General features: G+C 68.8%; 15 protein-coding genes. 8 read left to right on the forward strand and 7 right to left on the reverse strand.

The genetic code is table 11. The features are described 5' to 3' along the window. The first annotated feature begins 48 nt into the window (after window positions 1-48). A complete protein-coding gene (locus Q9K23_RS09530; RefSeq protein ID WP_053776287.1) occupies window positions 49-2,466 on the forward strand; it encodes an acetyl-CoA acetyltransferase in 2,418 nt (805 codons plus the stop codon). A 15-nt stretch (window positions 2,467-2,481) separates the two neighbouring features. On the opposite strand, the gene Q9K23_RS09535 is transcribed toward Q9K23_RS09530, so the two are convergent. Then, the gene (locus Q9K23_RS09535) at window positions 2,482-3,849 is read right to left on the reverse strand and encodes an FAD-linked oxidase C-terminal domain-containing protein (RefSeq protein ID WP_020790006.1); all 1,368 of its coding nucleotides are present in this window, start codon (window positions 3,847-3,849) and stop codon (window positions 2,482-2,484) included. 31 nt (window positions 3,850-3,880) lie between these two features. Here Q9K23_RS09535 and Q9K23_RS09540 point away from each other — a divergent pair, with 31 nt between their 5' ends. Then, window positions 3,881-4,303: a nitroreductase family deazaflavin-dependent oxidoreductase gene (locus tag Q9K23_RS09540; RefSeq protein WP_053776293.1), complete on the forward strand. Its 423-nt coding sequence runs from the start codon at window positions 3,881-3,883 to the stop codon at window positions 4,301-4,303. Window positions 4,304-4,312: 9 nt separating this feature from the next. Beyond that, on the forward strand, window positions 4,313-5,254 hold the full coding sequence (locus tag Q9K23_RS09545; RefSeq protein WP_020790004.1) for a serine/threonine-protein kinase: 942 nt from the start codon (window positions 4,313-4,315) through the stop codon (window positions 5,252-5,254). A 63-nt stretch (window positions 5,255-5,317) separates the two neighbouring features. On the opposite strand, the gene Q9K23_RS09550 is transcribed toward Q9K23_RS09545, so the two are convergent. After that, a complete protein-coding gene (locus tag Q9K23_RS09550) occupies window positions 5,318-6,433 on the reverse strand; it encodes an amidohydrolase family protein (RefSeq protein ID WP_020790000.1) in 1,116 nt (371 codons plus the stop codon). Window positions 6,434-6,609: 176 nt separating this feature from the next. On the opposite strand from Q9K23_RS09550, the gene Q9K23_RS09555 reads away from it, so the two are divergent. Next, window positions 6,610-7,761 carry an FAD-binding oxidoreductase gene (locus Q9K23_RS09555; RefSeq protein ID WP_020790001.1) on the forward strand — a complete coding sequence of 384 codons (1,152 nt, stop codon included), beginning with the start codon at window positions 6,610-6,612 and terminating at the stop codon, window positions 7,759-7,761. A 48-nt stretch (window positions 7,762-7,809) separates the two neighbouring features. On the opposite strand, the gene Q9K23_RS09560 is transcribed toward Q9K23_RS09555, so the two are convergent. The 5 genes from Q9K23_RS09560 to dnaK form a co-directional block, all read right to left on the reverse strand. Further along, window positions 7,810-9,021, reverse strand: a complete 1,212-nt coding sequence (locus Q9K23_RS09560; RefSeq protein WP_305950485.1) for a hypothetical protein — start codon at window positions 9,019-9,021, stop codon at window positions 7,810-7,812. A 173-nt stretch (window positions 9,022-9,194) separates the two neighbouring features. Continuing rightward, window positions 9,195-9,596 carry a helix-turn-helix transcriptional regulator gene (locus tag Q9K23_RS09565; RefSeq protein WP_053776288.1) on the reverse strand — a complete coding sequence of 134 codons (402 nt, stop codon included), beginning with the start codon at window positions 9,594-9,596 and terminating at the stop codon, window positions 9,195-9,197. 3 nt (window positions 9,597-9,599) lie between these two features. Beyond that, complete coding sequence (dnaJ, locus tag Q9K23_RS09570) at window positions 9,600-10,811, reverse strand: molecular chaperone DnaJ (RefSeq protein WP_053776289.1); 1,212 nt, start codon at window positions 10,809-10,811, stop codon at window positions 9,600-9,602. Between the two features lie 137 nt (window positions 10,812-10,948). Continuing rightward, entirely contained in the window at window positions 10,949-11,575 is a 627-nt protein-coding gene (gene grpE, locus Q9K23_RS09575; RefSeq protein WP_053776290.1) for a nucleotide exchange factor GrpE, read from the reverse strand. Further along, complete coding sequence (gene dnaK / locus Q9K23_RS09580) at window positions 11,572-13,422, reverse strand: molecular chaperone DnaK (protein ID WP_020790090.1); 1,851 nt, start codon at window positions 13,420-13,422, stop codon at window positions 11,572-11,574. Before dnaK ends, grpE begins: the two co-directional genes overlap by 4 nt. 299 nt (window positions 13,423-13,721) lie before the next feature. Between dnaK and Q9K23_RS09585 the strand changes: the two genes are divergently transcribed. The 4 genes from Q9K23_RS09585 to Q9K23_RS09600 all read left to right on the forward strand — a co-directional run bounded on the left by Q9K23_RS09585 (window position 13,722) and on the right by Q9K23_RS09600 (window position 18,865). Continuing rightward, window positions 13,722-14,933 (forward strand): ATP-binding protein, encoded by a 1,212-nt coding sequence (locus Q9K23_RS09585; protein ID WP_082365702.1) that lies wholly within the window; start codon window positions 13,722-13,724, stop codon window positions 14,931-14,933. A 38-nt stretch (window positions 14,934-14,971) separates the two neighbouring features. After that, entirely contained in the window at window positions 14,972-15,592 is a 621-nt protein-coding gene (locus Q9K23_RS09590) for a response regulator transcription factor (RefSeq protein ID WP_053776294.1), read from the forward strand. A 103-nt stretch (window positions 15,593-15,695) separates the two neighbouring features. Next, the gene (locus Q9K23_RS09595) at window positions 15,696-17,597 is read left to right on the forward strand and encodes a DUF2339 domain-containing protein (RefSeq protein WP_305950486.1); all 1,902 of its coding nucleotides are present in this window, start codon (window positions 15,696-15,698) and stop codon (window positions 17,595-17,597) included. 236 nt (window positions 17,598-17,833) lie between these two features. Then, window positions 17,834-18,865 (forward strand): IS630 family transposase, encoded by a 1,032-nt coding sequence (locus Q9K23_RS09600; protein ID WP_305950541.1) that lies wholly within the window; start codon window positions 17,834-17,836, stop codon window positions 18,863-18,865. Window positions 18,866-18,913: the final 48 nt, after the last annotated feature.

Consider the following 18,913-nt stretch of genomic DNA (forward strand, 5'->3'; position numbering starts at 1 on the left):
GATGACACAATCACCGAGACCTGTGTCACAACCCGGAGGAGGCGCCCGGTGGCCCCGCGTGTATCGCTCGACGAGCTCGATCCCCGCACGCCCGTGCTCATCGGCGTCGGTCAGGCCTCCGAACGCCTGACCGACCCCGACTACCGGGGGCTCGGCGAGGCCGACCTCGCCGCGCAGGCGGTCCGCGAGGCACTCGCCGACACCGGAATCGATCCGGCGTCGGTGGCCGCGGAGATCGACACGGTGGTCGCGGTGCGGTCGTTCGAGGTGTCCAGCCCGCTGTCGGCGGCCCCGCTCGGCCGCCCCGACAACATGCCGCGCGCCGTCGCCGCCCGCACCGGACTCGATCCGGCCACCGCGATCACCGAGGTGGTCGGCGGCCAGAGCCCGCAGAAACTCGTCACCGAGTTCGCCCAGCGGATCGCCGACGGCCGCACCGACGGTGTGGTGATCGTCGGCGCCGAGGTGATCTCGACGGTGCGGCACGCGATGTCGGAACTCGCGGCGGAGGATCGGCCGGACTTCGCCGAGCACGTCGACGGCTCACACGAGGACCGGGGATTCGGGCTCGCCGGACTCACCACCGCTCAGGAGGCCCGGCATCACCTGATCGAACCACTGTTGCAGTACGCGCTGCTCGAGAACGCACGGCGCCACCGGATCGGACTGTCCCGCACCGAGTACGCGCGATCCATGGCCGAGCTGTTCGCACCGATGTCACAGGTCGCCGCCACCAATCCGCATGCGGCGTCCCGACAATCGCGTACCGCCGACGAACTGCTCGACACCACGAACGGCAATCGTGCGCTCACCGACCCGTACACCCGACTGCTGGTCTCGCGTGACCAGGTCAACCAGGCCGCCTCGGTGATCCTGATGTCCGTCGGCAGGGCACGGGCGCTGGGGATCGACCCGGCGAGATGTGTCTTCCTGCACGGCCACTCGGACCTGCGGGAACGCCCGCTGATGGAGCGTCCCGACCTGTCACAGGGGCCCGCGGCCACCGCAGCGCTCGGAGCGGCCCTCGAGATGGCCGGCACCGAACTCGACGAGATCGCCTTCCTCGACCTCTACAGCTGCTTCCCCATCGCGGTGTTCACCGTGTGCGACGCATTCGGACTGTCCGCCGACGACCCGCGCGGTCTCACCGTCACCGGCGGCCTGCCCTACTTCGGTGGTCCCGGGAACAACTACTCCATGCACGCGATCGCCGAGATCGCCGGCCGCGTCCGTGCACGTCCCGGAACACTCGGTCTGGTCGCCGCGAACGGCGGTGTGCTGAGCAAGTATTCGGTCGGCATCTATTCCACCGACCCGGTCGCCTGGCACGCCGCCGACGATGCACGGCGCCAGTGTGAGCTCGACGCGGCGCCCGGCGTCGACGACTGCCACGACGCCGACGGCACCGCCACCATCGAGACCTATACGATCACCCCACCCGACCGGAAGGGACGTCGGCGGACGATCGTCATCGGCCGGCTCGACGACGACACCCCGAACGATCCCGGACGCCGCTTCATCGCGAATGTCGCCGACGCGGACGAGGAACTACTCGACCGCCTGGCCACCGCCGACGACCCGATCGGCACCGCGGTGTTCGTCCGGTCGTTCGCCCACGGCAACCGAGTGGCGGTGTCGGAGGAACGGATGACCGAACTCTTCCCGGTCACCACCCACCGATTCCGAGACGCCTACGAGCACATCGGGATCCGACGCGAGGGTCACCTACTGGAGGTGACCATCGACCGTCCGGGCTCCCGGAACGCGTTGAACCCGAAGGCCAACGCCGAGCTCGACGAGATCTTCGACGCCTACTTCGCCGACCCCGACCTGTGGGTGGCGATCCTCACCGGCGCCGGCGACAAGGCGTTCTCGTCCGGCAACGACCTGGCACACATGGCCGGTGACGCACTGCTCGCGGTCCCCAAGAACGGTTTCGGCGGTCTCACCTCCCGGCCCACGATGCCCAAACCGGTGATCGCCGCGGTCAACGGACTCGCACTCGGCGGCGGCCTGGAGATCGCACTGGCCTGCCACATCATCGTCGCCGACGAGCAGGCGAGTTTCGGGCTGCCCGAGGTGAAGGTGGGCCTGGCCGCCGCAGCCGGCGGCCTCGTGCGGCTACCGCGCGCCCTCGGCCCGGCACTGGCCCGCGACATGATCCTCACCGGCCGCCGCATCGACACCGCCGAGGCACACCGCATCGGCCTGGTCAGCCGGATCGCCGAGCACGGACGGTCTCTCGAGGTCGCCCGTGCGGTGGCCGCCGAGATCCTGGCGGGATCACCCACCGCGGTGCGGGCCTCGCTGGCCGCGATGGCCGCCGCAGAGCAGATCCCCGACCCGGTCGAGGCCATCGGCGCGACCACCCCGGCGGTGCTGAACGACCTGCTGATCAGCCAGGACACGATGGAGGGCGTGCTGGCCTTCGTCACCAAACGCGCACCGAACTGGACGGGCCGGTAGCCGCCGGGGTGAGACCTACAGCAGCACACCCGGATTGAGCAGTCCCTCCGGATCGAGGGCGTGCTTGATGGTGGCGGTGAGTTCCATGACGTCGGGGCCGAGCTGGTCGGGCAGCCAGCCCTTCTTCAGCCGGCCGACGCCGTGCTCGCCGGTGATGGTGCCGCCCAACGAGATCGCCAGATCCATCACCTGACCGAAGGCACGCTGGGCACGGTCGTGCTCGTCGGCGTCGTCGGGATCGAACACGATCAGCGGATGGGTGTTGCCGTCGCCGGCATGCGCGATCACCGAGATCATCACCCGGTTCCCCGCGGCGATCGCCGCCACGCCGTCGACGAGATCGGGCAGCGCAGGCAACGGCACCCCCACATCCTCGAGCAACAGCGAACCGAGTTTCTCCACGGCCGGGATCGCGGCACGGCGCGCGGCGGTGAACGCCTCCCCCTCGGCGGGATCGTCGGTGTCGAAAACATCTGCGGCACCGTGGGACTCGAAGGCCTCCCGGATGATCGCGACCTCGGCCACACCGGCCGGGCCGGGGGCATCGGACTGCGCCACCAGCAGCGCACCCGCCTCACGGTCGAGACCCATCCGCAGCATGTCCTCGACGGCGTTGATCGACACCCCGTCCATGAACTCGAGCATCGCCGGACGGATGCGAGCGGTGATCGCGAGGACCGCCTCGCTGGCCTCGCGCACCGAGGCGAAGGTGCCGACCACGGTGCAGGCCGACGCCTGCGGTGGGAGCAGTCGCAGCGTGACCTCAGTGACGATCCCGAGCAGCCCCTCGCTGCCCACGAACAGTTTGACCAGGGAGAGACCCGCGGAGTCCTTGAGCCGCTTGCCGCCCAGGCGGATGACGCGACCGTCGGCCAGCACCACCTGCAGACCGAGGACGTAGTCGGTGGTCATTCCGTACTTCACACAACACAGTCCGCCCGCATTGGTCGCCACGTTCCCGCCGATCGAACAGATCTCGAACGACGACGGGTCCGGCGGATACCAGAGTCCGTTGGCCGCCGCGGCCGCCTTGACCTCCGCGTTGAGCAACCCCGGCTGGACCACGGCCGTGCGGGTGGCGGTGTCGATGGTGAACTCGCGCATCTTCTCCGTCGAGATCATCACCGCGCCGTCGACCGCGGTGGAACCACCGGACAGGCTGGTGCCGGCACCGCGGGTGATCAGCGGCACCTTGTTGGCCGCACACCAGCGCACAGCCGTCTGCACCTCGGCCGTGGTGGTGGTTCGGATCAGTGCGAGCGGGGTGCCGGCGTCGGGGTCCTGAGCGCGATCCTGGCGATATCCGGCGAGGATATCGGGGTCGGTGACGACCATCTGCGCGGGAAGGTCGGCAATCAACTCACTCAGGTCAACATCGCTCATGGACTACACCCTAAGTGGCACCATGGAAGCCGTGAGTGACTTCAACACCACCATCATCGACGAGTTCCGCGCCAACAACGGCACCGTGACCACAGCCGGTTTCGGTCGTGGCCTGATCCTCCTGCACACCGTCGGCGCCAGGTCCGGGGCCGAGCGCATCAACCCGCTGATGTCGATCCCCGAGGAATCCGGGGGCCGGCTGATCGTCGGCAGCGCAGCCGGCTCACCGAAGGACCCGGCCTGGGTGCACAACCTGCGCAAGCACCCCGAGGTCACCGTCGAACGGCCCGGCGACGTCGGCGTCGAGACCTACACCGCGCGGGCCACCGAACTCGATCCGGTGCAGCGCGAGCAGGCATGGCAGCTGTTCCTGGCGGTCTCCGACGGCTTCGCGCAGTACACCGAGACCGCCGAGGGACGCGCGTTCCCGATCTTCCGGCTGACACCGCACTAATCTGGACGCGTGCTGGGACAGGGCGACGCGGTGGCCGACTACATCGTCGACACGATGGTCGGACACGGCAGCAGCGCCGACGTCTACCGCGCCCACCGCACCGGCGACGCGACACCCGTCGCGCTCAAGGTGCTCTACACCCACGGCGCCGACGCGGCACGCGCCCGCGAGCGCTTCGAACGCGAGTACTCGATCGCCTCCCTGCTGCACCACCCGCACGTCGCGTCGATGTATGCCAGCGGTGAGATCGCCGAGTCCGCCGATCCCGCCTCGACCGAGCGCGACCCCGACGGCCGCCGACGCCCCCACACCCTGTGGCTGGCCATGCAGTACGCCGCCGGCCCGTCGGCGGTGTCGCTGATCCCCGGGGAGAACCGGCAGCCACGGGTCCCGATGGTGCTGCGGCTGGCCCAACAGATCGGCGAGGCGCTCGACTACGCCCACTCCTGCGACGTCCTGCACCGCGACGTCAAACCCGCGAACATCCTGCTGACCTCCGATTCCGACGACGCCGGCATGCTCCTGTCGGACTTCGGGATCGCCCAACTGCTCGACGACACCCGACCCCTGGCCCGCAACGGCCGCGTGCAGGGATCCATCGCCTACGCCTCTCCGGAACTACTTCAGGCCCAACAACTCTCACCGGCCAGCGACATCTACTCCTTCGCGTGCAGCCTGGTGGAGTTGTTCACCGGCCTGCCGCCGTTCCCCCGGAGCACCGCCTTCGCGATCACCTACGCCCACCTCCGCGACACCCCGCCCCGACTCACCCGACGTCGACAGTGGCTGCCGTCGTCGCTCGATTCGGTGTTCGCCAAGGCGCTCGCCAAGAAACCCGAGGACCGATACCAGCACTGCGCGGAGTTCGTCGACATCGTCATCCGCACCCTGCGCGACGTCCCCGTACCCGAGGAGCGTCCATCACGGACCGGATGGTTCCGCGGTCGCTGAGATCGTCGGGGCCCGATGCTCGTCGGGGCCGGTGCGGTGCACGGGAAACGACTGTGCGACAGGTCAGTCGCCGATGCGATAGGCCTTCCGCGCGGTCTCCCGGAACACGCTGCGCAGCACGTGCTCACCCCAGGGTTCGAGAACGTCGAGCAGACTCCCGACAACCATCTCGAAGGACGCATTGGGCTTGTCCAGCGGGAAGTTGGATCCGAACATCACCCGGGATGAACCGAAGTGCGCGACAACATGTTTGACCAGCGGACCGACCATGTGGGTGAGGGTGTCACGCGCACCGATGTTGCCCCATGGCTCGCTACCGTATCCCAGCACCGGCAAGGCAAGACCCGACAGCTTGATCACGATGTTGGTCTGGGTGGCCAGTGACGTCATCCGCTCCCGCCACAATCGCAGGATGTCGGCGCGCGCCGCGGCGGTGGTACCGGTCCGCAGCCCGACCGGCCCGAAGGCCCCCACCGGGCAGCCGAGATGGTCGACGATGATGGTGGTGTCGGGATACTCCCGGGCCACGGTCACCACGTCGTACAGCTGATGGGAGTAGACGAAGATCTCCGCGGCCAGGCCCCGCCCGGCCACCGCCTCCATCCCGCGCAGGAACGCCGGGGTGGCCAGCAGCCCATCGGTCTGACACCCGTCGCGCACCTTCGGATCCGGATGGCGACTCGCATTGATCTGGATACCCCGGATCCGGTCCGACACCGCCAGCTGGGAGTCGAGGCGCTCGCCGAACCCGTCCAGCGTCGGATTGCCGCGCACCATCATCGCCCCGAGCGCCGGCGCAGACGCCGTCCCGAACGGCAATCCCAGCAGATAGTCCACCTCGGCCACGCAGTGGTCGTCGGGCGGGTACTCGCCCTCGTCGAGGGGTGTGTAGGCGTCGGTGACCACGACCGACTCGATCGGCACCCCGCACACCGCGGACACCGCAGCCACGTCGTTGGAGTACTGCCGCGGTTCGTACGCGCGTGCCACCAGCCGCGGGGTGAGCAGATACTCGCGCTCGGCCTGAGAGGACACCACCGAGAACACCCTGTCCCCGAAACGCGGGACAACCCGCTGCACCCGTGACATCCGCCGGCCCAGACGCGGACTGCGGCGCGGATTCCACTGCTGGACATGGGTGTCGACGATCCCGTCAATCAGGCCGTCGAGCGTCGTCACTCTTCCCACCCTGCCACACCTGTCCAGGTCACATGTACGACACCCGGCGCGGCAGGCCATTCGTCATCCGGACGGGGGATGAGGGCAGAATGGGACCCGCGCCGACGGATCCGTGCGAGCACCGCAGGAGTTCGCCGGCGCGATCGTGGGATCCGAGAGTGTGTGGAGGTGCCGGCGTGGCCAACCATTCGCGCCATGTGCTGCACCAGTTGCGAGAACTGGTCAATCGCGATCCCGAACGGTTCTCGACGAACATCTACACCCGGCTGTTCGCCATCGACCCCGATCTCCGGGAGCTGTTCGGGGCCATGATGACCACTCAGCGCAAGGCGTTCTATCACGTGATCGACCACGTGCTCGAGGTGATCCCGGCCGAGACCGGTCAGGCCGAGCTCGTCGAGTTCCTCGCGCAGCTCGGCCGCGACCACCGCAAGTTCGGGGTCACCGCGGACAACTACCAGGCGATGTATCAGGCGCTCATGGGTGAGTTCGCGGCCCTGTTGGGCACCTACTGGGACGACGAGGCGCAACGGACCGTCGGCCAGGCGATGATGCTGGTGACCGGCGTGATGCGGGGAGCCGCCCAGACCGCGGTCGGGCCGGCGACGTGGACCGCGCAGGTGGTGGAGAAGTTCCGGATCACCCGCGATCTCGCCGTGGTCCGGCTGACCACACAGTCGCCGCTGCGCTTCAACACCGGCCAGTACCTGGAGACACAGATCCCGCAGTGGCCACGGGAATGGCGCAACCTCTCCCCGGCGATCCCGCCGAACCCGCACGGCGAACTCGAGTTCCACGTCCGATCCGTGCCGGGTGGCCCGGTCAGCACGACGATCGTCGGGCAGACCCGGATCGGTGACGTGTGGACCCTCGCCCAGGCACACGGCACCCTGCACGTCGATCGTGATCGTCGGGTGCTGATGGTCGCCGGGGGAACCGGGCTGGCCCCGTTGCGGGCCCTGCTCATCGAGATGTCGGCGCGGGCCGATGCCCCGCCGACACATGTCTTCTACGGTGCCCGCCACCCCGGCGAGCTGTACGACCTGCCCGTGCTGCGACGCATCGCGTCGACCAACCCGTGGCTGCGGATCACCGCGGTGTCGGAGACCGCCGAGGACCCGTGGTGGCTGGAGGGGACCGTGGCCCCGGCAGACCTGGGGATCGAGCACCAGATCGGCCGGCTCGTCGACGTCGTCGGTGCGGCCGGACCGTGGGACGACCACCAGACGCTGATCACCGGGTCACCGGGGATGGTGGAGAACACCCGGCGCGGCCTGATCATCGCCGGGGTCCGTGCCAGCCTGATCCAGCACGACCCCATGTACTGAGATCCGAGTACTGAGATCCGGGTACTGAGATCCGGCGAACCCCGGGCCCTATTCCTGCGGGCCGAATCCGCCGCTCTGGCCCTGGGGTGACTCGGTCACCGTCTCGGTGACGGTCTCCGACTCGGTGGCGGTGACCGTGGCCTCGGCGGTCTCGGTGACGGTCTCGGTGACCGTGCGCTCGGTGGTCCGGGTCTGTGGTGAGGCGGTGACGGTGCGGGTGACGGTCTGCTCGTCGGTGACCGTGGCGGCGTCACCGGCCACCGTGCGGGTGACCGTGACCTGCTCCGTCGTACCCGGAACGGTCACGGTGGAGGTGGTGGCGGCCGGACTGGTCCCGTCGTCGCCGGTGAACAGTGCCACCAGCACGGTCAGGCAGACCAGGGCGGCGACGCCGGCCGCACCACCGATCGCCCACCACCGCAGGCCGAAGCCGGTCCGTCCGCGCGCAGAACTCGTGGTCGGCGCGGTGGCCAGGAGGGCGGGGTCGGCCGGTGCCGTGGGCGCCGCACCGGGCGGTACGGCGGCAGCAACCGCGGCGACCGGGACGGGTGCGGCGGCGCCGACAGCGGGCGTGATCCGGTGGGTCGTGGTGGCCAGGAGCTGGGTGGTTCCCTGCGCCAGGGCGAAGACCGGTGCCGGGACCACGGTGACCCGTACGCCGGCGGACTCGATCGCGCCCACCACACCGGGGGTGTCGGCGCCGGAGCCGACACACACCACACGCGGCACCGACGATGCGGCGAGATAGTCGGCGAGCGGCTGCAGACCCTCCGGGTATGTCACCGGGACCTGTTGTCCGACAGGAACTTCCAGAGCCTCGACCGCGGTCCCGTGCGAGGCGTCGACCAGGGCGATGGTCCGGCCCGCGGCCACCGCACCGGAGCCGTCGAGGGCCACGGCGACCACCACACCGTCGGCTTCGCGGCGCGCGGCCTGGGCGAGCACCGAGGGCAGGTCGACAAAGCCCACCGACGACGCCCAGGCGGGCGCCGACGGTCCGTGCATCACCGATTCGAGGTGGGCGCGGACGTCGTCGCGGGCGCAGGCGATCACGATGTCGGCGACCCGGAACGGCGCGGACTCGACCAGATCGGCGAAGGCCGCGGCCGCCGAGGCCGGGGCGCCATCGGTGAGTTCGACGAGATTGCTGGCCACGATGTCGCCGGTGGCGTCACGCACCACCATCGCGATCTCCTCGCCGAGCACCGACACGCCCAACACGGCCGGTTCGGCGACGGAGAACTCCGCAGGCTGGCTCACCCGTCTTCTCCTCTCCCGGCCGCGCTTGCCCACGACCTCTCGTCAACGCCACAGGTTAACGCGAGATCCTCAGGCGGCGACAGGCCACCTGAGGATCGGATCTGCTGTGAACGTGCTTGGGGCCGGCCGGGTCGGGCCGGCGTGTGGGCCGGCGACCGTGGGGTCGGCCCGCCTCACTCCGTCCCGCGCCGGCGGCGTGGTTGCCACACCACCAGCGCATTGGTCCGCGGCACCGGGACGAGCTCGCCCCCGCGTCGTGACCGATGCGCCTCCACCTCGCCCTGCAGCTCACGGACGCGCTGCTGCAGGGCGTCGACCTGATTGGTCAGGTCGATGATGCGTTTGATGCCGGCGAGGTTGACGCCCTCCTCCTGGGAGAGTCGCTGGATCTCGCGCAGCACCTCGACGTCGCGCGAGGAGTACCGTCGCCCGCCGCCGCTGGTGCGTTGTGGGGTGACCAGCCCCAGCCGGTCATACGTGCGCAGGGTCTGCGCATGCATGCCGGCCAGTTCGGCCGCCACCGAGATCATGAAGGTGGCGTTGGGGTCATTCCGGTTCTTGCGTACTGCGGCCATGGTTCATCGCCCCCAGCCCGCCCGTGGATCGAATCCGCCGGCCCGCTCGGCCTCGGCGTAGGCCTTCATGGCCTCCACCGCGGCGTCGTCGAGCTTGCGGGGAACCTCCACCTTGACGGTCACCAGCAGGTCACCGGCACCGCCGGCCCGCTTGGGCACACCGCGCCCGCGGACCCGGAGGGTACGGCCGTCGGTGGTGTTGGGCGGGATCTTGACGCCCACCGAGCCGTCGAGCGTCGGCACCGACACCGTCGCGCCGAGCACCAGCTCGGAGATCGAGACGGGCAGCTGGACGCGCAGATCGTGACCATTGCGGGTGAACACCCGGTCCGGGGTCACATGGACGACGACGTACAGGTCGCCCGACGGTGCGCCGCGGCGTCCGGCCTCGCCCTGACCGGCCAGCCGGATACGCTGGCCGTCCTCGACACCGGCCGGGATACGGACGTTGATGGTGCGGGCGCGAACCTTGACGCCGCTGCCGTCGCAGTCGCTACACGGATCGTCGATCCGCGAGCCGGTGCCCTGGCAGTCCTGGCAGGGTTCGCTGAACCCGAAGGCGCCCTGGTTGCGGCTGACGAATCCCGAACCGTTGCAGTTGGGGCAGACCCGCGGGCTGGTGCCCGGCTTGGCACCGCTGCCGTGGCAGGTGGTGCAGGGGGCCGGACTGGTCACCCGCAGTGGGACGGTCGTACCCAATGCCGCATCGGTGAAGGTCAGCGTGGTCTCGGTCTCGAGATCGTTGCCACGCCGGGGGCGGGTCGCCGTGGAGGTACCCCGGCCACCACCGGCACCGCCGCGGTTGAACAGGCCCTCGAACAGGTCACCGAAACCGCCTGCGGACTCGCCGCCACCGCCGCCGAAGAGATCGCCGATGTTGAAGTCGGCGCCGCTGTCGGTGGAGTACCGGGTTCCGCCGCCCCCGCCGGGGAAGCCACCGGGAAAACCGTTGCCGCCACCGCGGAATCGGCCGCCGGCGAACATCGCGCGGGTCTCGTCGTACTCCTTGCGCTTGTCGGCATCGGAGAGCACGCTGTGCGCTTCGGACACCCGCTTGAATCGTTCTTCGGCTTTCGTGTCCCCGGGATTGGCGTCGGGGTGCAGCTCGCGGGCGAGCTTGCGGTAAGCCTTCTTGATCTCTTCAGACGAAGCGTCAGAAGCAACGCCCAGATCCTTGTAGAAATCCCGCTCGAGCCATTCTCGTTGCGGAGCCACCAGACGTCACCTCCTTCGATATGAACGTGTCTGGATGAAGTTGTGTCTGTTGTCGTGCCGGTCTTCGGTTGTACCGGTTTCGGTGGTGCGCGCGCCGGGGTCGGCGTCAGCGCACCACCGAAAGGGTGTGCAGGTGATTATGCACCACTGCCTGCGGCGTCACCGGCTGCCGGGACCGGATCGGTGACGGTCACCATGGCGGTCCGGATAACCTTGTCCGCCAATCGGTATCCGCTGCGGTAGACCGAACCGATCACCGGCTCGGCGCCGCTGCCGTCGTGCTGGACGGCCTCGTGCAGATCCGGATCGAACTCGTCGCCCGACTCACCGAACTTGACCAGGCCCTCGGAGTCGAGGGTGCCGGCCAGTTTGTCGGCGACCGCGCGCAGCGGTCCGGTCTCGAGATCGCCGTGCTCGCGGGCACGGTCGAGATCGTCGAGGATCGGCAGCAGCTTCTCGATCAGCACCTGCTTGCCGTAGGCCACCCGGCCCTGCTTCTCCTCCTCCGAACGCCGCTTGAAGTTGGCGAACTGCGCACGCTCGCGCTGGAGTGCCGCGGTGAGCTCGGCGACCTCGTCGGACGCCGCGGTGGCGGACTCTTCCGGGGCAGGGGCCGCCCCGGCGGCGGGAGCCGAATCGCTCCCGTCCGCCGGGGTGGACTCACCCTGGCCGCGGACCTCACCCGTTTCCGGGTCGACCCGTCGGTTGTCGGTCACGGTGATCGGTTCGTCACCGGCCGGACCGTGCGGGTCCGCCTGCGTCACTTGTTGTCTCCGGTCGGCTCGTCGACGACCTCGGCGTCCACGACGTCGCTGTCGGCGGAACCGGAGGCGTCACCTGCGGCTGCACCGTCGCCACCCTCGGCGGCCGATGCGGCGTAGATGGCCTGACCCATCTCCTGCGACTCGGCCGACAGCTTCTCGATGGCCGACTTGATCGCGGTGATGTCGGTGCCCTTGAGGGCCTCGTTGGCCTCGGCGATCGACGCCTCGACCTTGGTCTTGACCTCGGCCGGGACCTTGTCCTCGTTGTCCTTGAGGAACTTCTCGGTGTGGTTGACCAGCGACTCCGCCTGGTTGCGGGTCTCGGCCTCCTCACGACGCTTGCGGTCTTCCTCGGCGTGCGCCTCGGCGTCCTTGATCATCCGGTCGATCTCGTCCTTGGACAGGCCCGAGCCCTCCTGGATGCGGATCGAGTTCTCCTTGCCGGTGCCCTTGTCCTTGGCGGTGACGTGCACGATGCCGTTGGCGTCGATGTCGAAGGTCACCTCGATCTGCGGGACACCCTGCGGGGCCGGTGCGATACCGCCGAGCTCGAAGCTGCCGAGCAGCTTGTTGTGCGAGGCGATCTCACGCTCACCCTGGTACACCTGGATCTGCACCGACGGCTGGTTGTCCTCGGCCGTGGTGTAGGTCTCCGAGCGCTTGGTGGGGATGGTGGTGTTGCGCTCGATCAGCTTGTGCATCACACCGCCCTTGGTCTCGATACCGAGACTCAGCGGGGTGACGTCGAGCAGCAGCACGTCCTTGACCTCACCGCGCAGCACGCCGGCCTGCAGAGCGGCGCCCACGGCGACGACCTCGTCGGGGTTGACGCCCTTGTTGGGCTCCTGACCGCCGGTCAGTTCCTTCACCAGGTCGGTGACGGCGGGCATACGGGTCGAACCGCCGACGAGCACGACGTGGTCGATGTCGCCGACGGAGATGCCGGCGTCCTTGATCACCGCGGTGAACGGCGCACGGGTGCGCTCGAGCAGGTCCGAGGTGATCTTCTGGAACTCGCTGCGCGACAGCTGCTCGTCGAGGAAGAGCGGGTTCTTGTCGGCGTCGACGGTGATGTAGGGCAGGTTGATCGAGGTCGACTGCGATGCCGACAGTTCGATCTTGGCCTTCTCGGCAGCCTCACGGAGACGCTGCATGGCCATCTTGTCCTTGGTCAGGTCGATGCCGCTGGTGCTCTTGAACTTCTCGACCAGCCAGTCGACGACGCGCTGATCCCAGTCGTCACCACCGAGGTTGTTGTCACCGGAGGTCGCACGGACCTCGACGACACCGTCGCCGATCTCGAGCAGCGAGACGTCGAAGGTACCGCCACCGAGGTCGAAGACCAGGATGGTCTGTTCCTTCTCACCCTTGTCCAGGCCGTACGCCAGTGCCGCGGCGGTGGGCTCGTTGACGATGCGGAGCACGTTGAGGCCGGCGATCTGACCGGCTTCCTTGGTGGCCTGACGCTGCGAGTCGTTGAAGTATGCCGGCACGGTGATGACCGCGTCGGTGACGTCCTCACCCAGGTAGGCCTCGGCGTCGCGCTTCAGCTTCATCAGCGTGCGGGCGCTGATCTCCTGCGGGGTGTACTTCTTGTCGTCGATGGCGACCGTCCAGTCACCCTCACCCATGTGGCGCTTGACCGAACGGATGGTCCGGTCGACGTTGGTGACCGCCTGGTTCTTGGCCGGCTGCCCGACGAGCACCTCGCCGTTGCGCGCGAACGCGACAACCGACGGGGTGGTCCGGGAGCCCTCGGCGTTGGCGATGACGGTGGCCTCGCCACCTTCGAGGACGGCGACCACGGAGTTGGTGGTGCCGAGGTCGATTCCGACAGCACGAGACATCTTTGCGATTCCTCCTATGTATCCGGGTATGCACCCAAGTCATGGCCCCGGGTCGAGCTGGTGCACCACCGCGGGGAGTGGTTTGTGCAAACCTGGGCCAAGGACTCGACTTCAGTGCGTCCGACTCAATGTCCTACCGGGTCGAGTCGGCGCGGTCAACTCAAGTTGAGTCTTGATGACTCAGGTTTCTCGAAGGGTACAACCGGTGTCCTGCGCGGATCATTCCCGATTCTCGAAAAAAGTTGAGCGAAGTTCACTCATGTCTGAAACACGCTGGTCAGCGGACCGGATGAGAGAGGATGGGAGATGTGAACGACGATCGCGATCCGGTCGCCCCGCTGTGGCGGGCCGCGCAGATCTTCCGGCTGGTGTCGTTCGTCTACGCCCTCGGGTTCCTCATCGCGATCGACGCCGACCTCACCCGTCCGGGCCTGACGTGGGCGCTCTTCGGTCTGCTCACCGCCGCCAACGTGTGGTGGGCGACGGGCTATCTCGTCGGCTTCGGACGACGCTGGTGGTTCGTGGCCATCGAGTTGTCGGTGTTCGTGGTGATGATGCTGTCGACGTCGTACGTCGCCGACGACGCCTGGGTCACCGGCAACCAGACCTGGCCCACCACCCTGTTCTGCGCCAACGGCATGCTGTCGGCGGCGCTGCTCGGCGGCCCGTGGTGGGGCGTGGCCGGCGGCCTGGTGATCGGGCTCACCAACTTCTATGTCAAGGGTGAGCTGATGCTGAACTTCGGCCGCAATGCCACCATCCTGCTGATCGTCGCCGCCGGACTCGCCGTCGGGATGGCCGCCACCCGTGCCCGGGTGTCGGCGGAGAAGCTCACCGCCGCGGTGCGTGTGGCCGCCGCGGCCGCCGAACGCGAACGGCTCGCCCGCGAGGTGCACGACGGCGTGCTGCAGGTGCTGGCGCTGATCACCCGCCGCGGCCGGGAGATCGGCGGACCGAGTGCCGAGCTCGCCGATCTCGCCGCCGAGCAGGAACGACGACTCCGGCGACTGATCGCCGACAGCCCGGCCATCCCGGCGACCGACACGGCCCTCCCCGCGCCGACGGCGGACGTCGACCTGACGGCGGCACTGCGCGGACTCGTCACCGAGTCGGTGTCGGTGAGCGCGCCGCCCGACCCGGTGCCGCTCGCCGCATCGTCGGTCGCCCAGATCGTCGCCGCGGTCCGCAACATCCTCGACAACGCCGACCGGCACGCCGGCGCCGGTACCAGGGTGTTCATGCTGCTCGAGGACCTCGACGACGAGATCGTGCTGTCGGTGCGCGACGACGGCGTCGGCATTCCCGACGGCCGCCTCGACGCCGCCGTCGCCGAGGGCCGGATGGGGATCTCGCGATCCATCGTCGGACGGATCGAACAGCTCGGTGGCACCGCACACCTGGAAACGGCACCCGGTGCGGGCACAGAATGGGAGCTGACCATCCCGATCGCGACGCGGACGACCCCGACCCGAACGAACTCTCCCCGAACGAACAAGGACGGTGCACCGTGACCGAACCGGAGACCGCAGCGCCCGCCCCGATCCGGGTGATGGTGGTCGACGACCACCCGATGTGGCGCGACGGCGTCGCCCGGGACCTCGCCGACGAGGGCTTCGAGGTGGTCGCCACCGCCGACAGCGTCGACCAGGCGACCCGCCTGGCCCCCGCCTGCCGACCGGATGTGGTGCTGATGGACATGCACCTACCCGACGGCACGGGCGCGGTGGCCACCGGCGCGGTGATCGCGGGCAGCCCCGGCTCCCGGGTGCTGATCCTGTCGGCGTCGGATGAGCGGGACGACGTCCTCGAGGCGATCAAGGCCGGTGCCACCGGGTATCTGGTCAAGAGTGCCCAGAAGTCGGAGCTGATCGCGGCGGTGCGGGCCACCGCCGACGGACAACCGGTCTTCACCCCGGGGCTGGCCGGGCTGGTGCTCGGTGAGTACCGTCGGATGGCGCGCTCCCCCGAGCCCGACGCCCCGGCCCTGACCGAGCGCGAGACCGAGGTGCTGCGGCATGTGGCCAAGGGCCTCTCGTCGCGGCAGGTGGCCGAACGGCTGTCGATCAGCCCCCGGACCGTGGAGAACCACATCGGCGCCACCCTGCGGAAACTCCAGCTGGGCAACCGGGTCGAACTGGCCCGCTATGCCATGGAGCACGGCCTGTCCTGACCGCCGTCTGCCCTGGTCCCCGGGTCCCCGACGGTCAAGTACTCAGGTGATCTGAGTAGTTTCACGCATCCGCGAGGCGGCGGTGGCCGCGAGGCTGGAACGCATGACCACTGCTTCCCCCGGTACTCCTTCCCCCGATCCCGCCACCCCGCACCCGGCCGGGCCTCGCCCCCTCGTCCCGCCGCGCGTCACCGCACCGATGCCGCCGATGCCGCCGATGGCCCCGCCCTATCCGCCGCCCGGGCCCCGCCCGCCGGTTCCGCCGATCACCCACATCCCGCCGGTCACCCCGTTCGGCCCGCAGATGGCCCCGTTCGGCCCGCAGATGGCCCCCTATCCCGGCCCCGGACAGCATCCCGGCGTCCCGCTGCCGCCGCGACAGCCCTCGATCCCGCTGCGCGACCGGATCGCCGCCGCCGCCGAGCGCGGCATCATCGGCAAGGTCCTCGCCTTCGTCGGTGTCGCGATCACCCTGATCGGCGTCATCCTGCTGCTGGTGGCCGCCGCCCAGGCGGGGTGGCTGCGGCCCGAACTCCGGGTGGCCGGCGGCGCCGTCCTCGCCGCGGTCCTGTTCGGGGCCGGCGTCGTCATCGGCCGCACACCGGAGAAACGCACCGGGGCACTCGGTCTGGTGGCCACCGGCACCGCGACCGCCTGGTTCACCATCCTCGCCGCCACCTCGCTCTATCACTGGATTCCGGGCACCGCCGGGCTGATCGCGGCCGGTGCTGTCGCCGCCGCCGGACTCGGCATCGCCCGCTGGTGGGATTCTCAGCCCCTCGGTGTGACACTCGCGGTGGCACTGTTGATCCTGGCGCCGTTCCTCACCGGCGGCGTGGATCTGACTCTCGTGGTCTTCCTGCTCGTCTACGCCACCGCATCGCTGGGTGTGCAACTCGGCCGCGACTGGACCGCGATGTACATACTGAACACGGTCGCCGCGGTGATCCCGCCGGCGCTGCTCCTCGTCGCCCCCGGCGACACCACCGTCGTCCAGTTCGTCCTGGTCGCCTCCGCCGCCTTCCTGTTGACCCTCGGTTCGGCGGTCTGCCTGTTGCGCACCACCTCTCACCCGATGCTGCTCGCCCTGATCGCACCGGTCGGTGTGCTGCCGATCATCGGCGCCACCGATCTGCTCGGCCACCCGATCGCCGCGATCATGCTGGCGAGCGCCGGCATCCTGCTCGTCGTCCTCGCCTTCACCGCACAACTGATCACCACCGCACCGCTGCAGATCCGCACCGTCTGGTTGTCGGCGGGTGCGGCGTCCGGTGCCATCGCGATCGGACTCGCAGCAGGAGCGCAGGGCGCCACCCTCGGATTGTTCGGCGTCGCACTGGCCATGGGACTCAGCGTCCGCTACGCCGGTGAGCTCGCCACCGCCCTCCGTGTGATCGCCACCGTCCTCGGCAGTTTCGGCCTGCTCGTGATGCTCGGCCAGGGTGCGCTCGACCAGGTCCTCACCGCCGACGCCGTCGCCGAACCGCTCCGGATCACCCTCGCCGTCGGTGCCGCACTCGCCGTCGCCGCCGTCACCGTCCTGGCCTACTGCTGGATGCGTGTGTCGGACAAGAACACCCAGGGTTCGATCGTCATGCTCGCCGGATTGATCAGCCTGGGCCTGCTGACCATCCTGTGTGTGTCGCTGGGCGCATGGATCAGCGACGGCACCGACGGCGGGTTCCGCGCCGGACACATGGCGGCCACCATCGTCTGGGCCTCGACCGCGGTGATCGCGCTGCTGTGGGCGCGTCGCCTGCACGGAACCCCGAAGACCCTCGCGATGACCGGCGGGCTCGGCGTCATCGGCGCCGCGGTGGCCAAGCTGTTCCTGTTCGATCTGACCGCACTCGACGGCCTGTTCCGGGCCATCGCCTTCATCGTCGTCGGACTGCTGCTGCTCTCCCTCGGTGTGGCCTACGCACAGTCGTTGACCGGCCGATCCGACGACACCGACCGCCTCACCCCCAACGGCCCACCCACCATGCCGATGCATATCGGTTGAGCCACTGCGGTTTTCGGATCTTCACCCGGTTGAGGTCCCGAAACCCGGGGAAGGTCCGAAACCCGGGGAAGGTCCGAAACCCGGGGAAGGTCCGAAACCCGGGGAAGCACCGAAACCAGGGCGGCGTGCCGAAACTAGGGGAAGGTCACCTTCCCCTAGTGCCGCGTGTCGTAAGTACCTAAATGGATTCAATGCTGCGAGAATGAGTTATGGCGAATTCTGCGGCTCCGGCATTGATGATCTGCGACAGTGACAGCGAGGAGTTGGAGCGGATCGTGCGGTCGACCACAGCCTCGGCGGGGTTGGTGATGCGGGCGCGGATTGTGTTGCTGGCCGGGCAGGGGCTGGCCAATACTCGGATCGCCGAACGGGTCGGCACGACGGTGGTGACGGTCTTGAAGTGGCGTAAACGCTACCTGCAACACGGAATCGCCGGGCTCGGCGATGCCGCACGCTCGGGCCGGCCCCGCACGCTCGACCACGCTGATGTCGTGGCCGCCACGCTCAGACCGCCACCGAAGAAGTACGGCGTCACCCACTGGTCCTCACGGTTGCTGGCAACGCATTTGGGTATCGGCAACGCCACGGTGGCCCGCGCCTGGTGGGAATACGGGGTACAGCCGTGGCGGGCGGGCACGTTCAAGTTCTCCACCGACCCCGAACTGGTCGCCAAGGTCACCGACGTCGTCGGCCTCTACCTCGCCCCACCGGACAACGCGATCGTGCTCTGTGTCGATGAGAAGTCCCAGATCCAGGCGCTCGACCGCACCGCACCGATGCTGCCGATACGGCCCGGCGCGATCGAACGTCACACCCACGACTACCGCCGCCACGGCACCACCACTTTGTTCGCCGCGTTGGAGATTGCGACCGGAAACGTCACTGCCACAGTCAAACCCAAACACCGACACCAGGAGTTCCTGGCGTTTCTGCGTCAGCTCGATCGCGCCTACCCCGAGGGGGACCTGCATCTGGTCATGGACAACTACGCCACCCACAAAACCCCGGCCGTCAAAGCCTGGCTGGCCACTCACCCTCGATTCCAGGTGCACTTCACCCCGACCTCGGGCTCATGGCTCAACCTCGTCGAAGTCTGGTTCGGCATCCTCGACCGCCAAGCCATCCGCCGCGGAATCTTCACCTCCGTCAAAGACCTCAACGCGAAGATCCGGGCATTCATCAACGGCTGGAACACCCGCAAACACCCCTTCGTTTGGACCAAAACCGCCGACGAGATCCTCGCGAAAGCACAACCGCCTACCAATTAACGACACGCGACACTAGTTTCTCCATCTTCCCCTGGTTGCAACACGGGG

Origin of the sequence: Gordonia sp. NB41Y, from assembly GCF_030718915.1 — a bacterium.
GTDB classification, from domain to species: domain Bacteria; phylum Actinomycetota; class Actinomycetes; order Mycobacteriales; family Mycobacteriaceae; genus Gordonia; species Gordonia desulfuricans.

Excerpts from the sequence above, each read along its gene's own strand:
- Q9K23_RS09585 (WP_082365702.1), top strand. The coding sequence starts at position 13,722 with ATGGGAGATGTGAACGACGATCGCGATCCGGTCGCCCCGCTGTGGCGG.
- Q9K23_RS09595 (WP_305950486.1), top strand. The coding sequence starts at position 15,696 with ATGACCACTGCTTCCCCCGGTACTCCTTCCCCCGATCCCGCCACCCCG.
- dnaK (WP_020790090.1), bottom strand. The coding sequence starts at position 13,422 with ATGTCTCGTGCTGTCGGAATCGACCTCGGCACCACCAACTCCGTGGTC.
- Q9K23_RS09535 (WP_020790006.1), bottom strand. The coding sequence starts at position 3,849 with ATGAGCGATGTTGACCTGAGTGAGTTGATTGCCGACCTTCCCGCGCAG.
- Q9K23_RS09565 (WP_053776288.1), bottom strand. The coding sequence starts at position 9,596 with ATGGCCGCAGTACGCAAGAACCGGAATGACCCCAACGCCACCTTCATG.
- Q9K23_RS09590 (WP_053776294.1), top strand. The coding sequence starts at position 14,972 with ATGGTGGTCGACGACCACCCGATGTGGCGCGACGGCGTCGCCCGGGAC.
- Q9K23_RS09600 (WP_305950541.1), top strand. The coding sequence starts at position 17,834 with ATGATCTGCGACAGTGACAGCGAGGAGTTGGAGCGGATCGTGCGGTCG.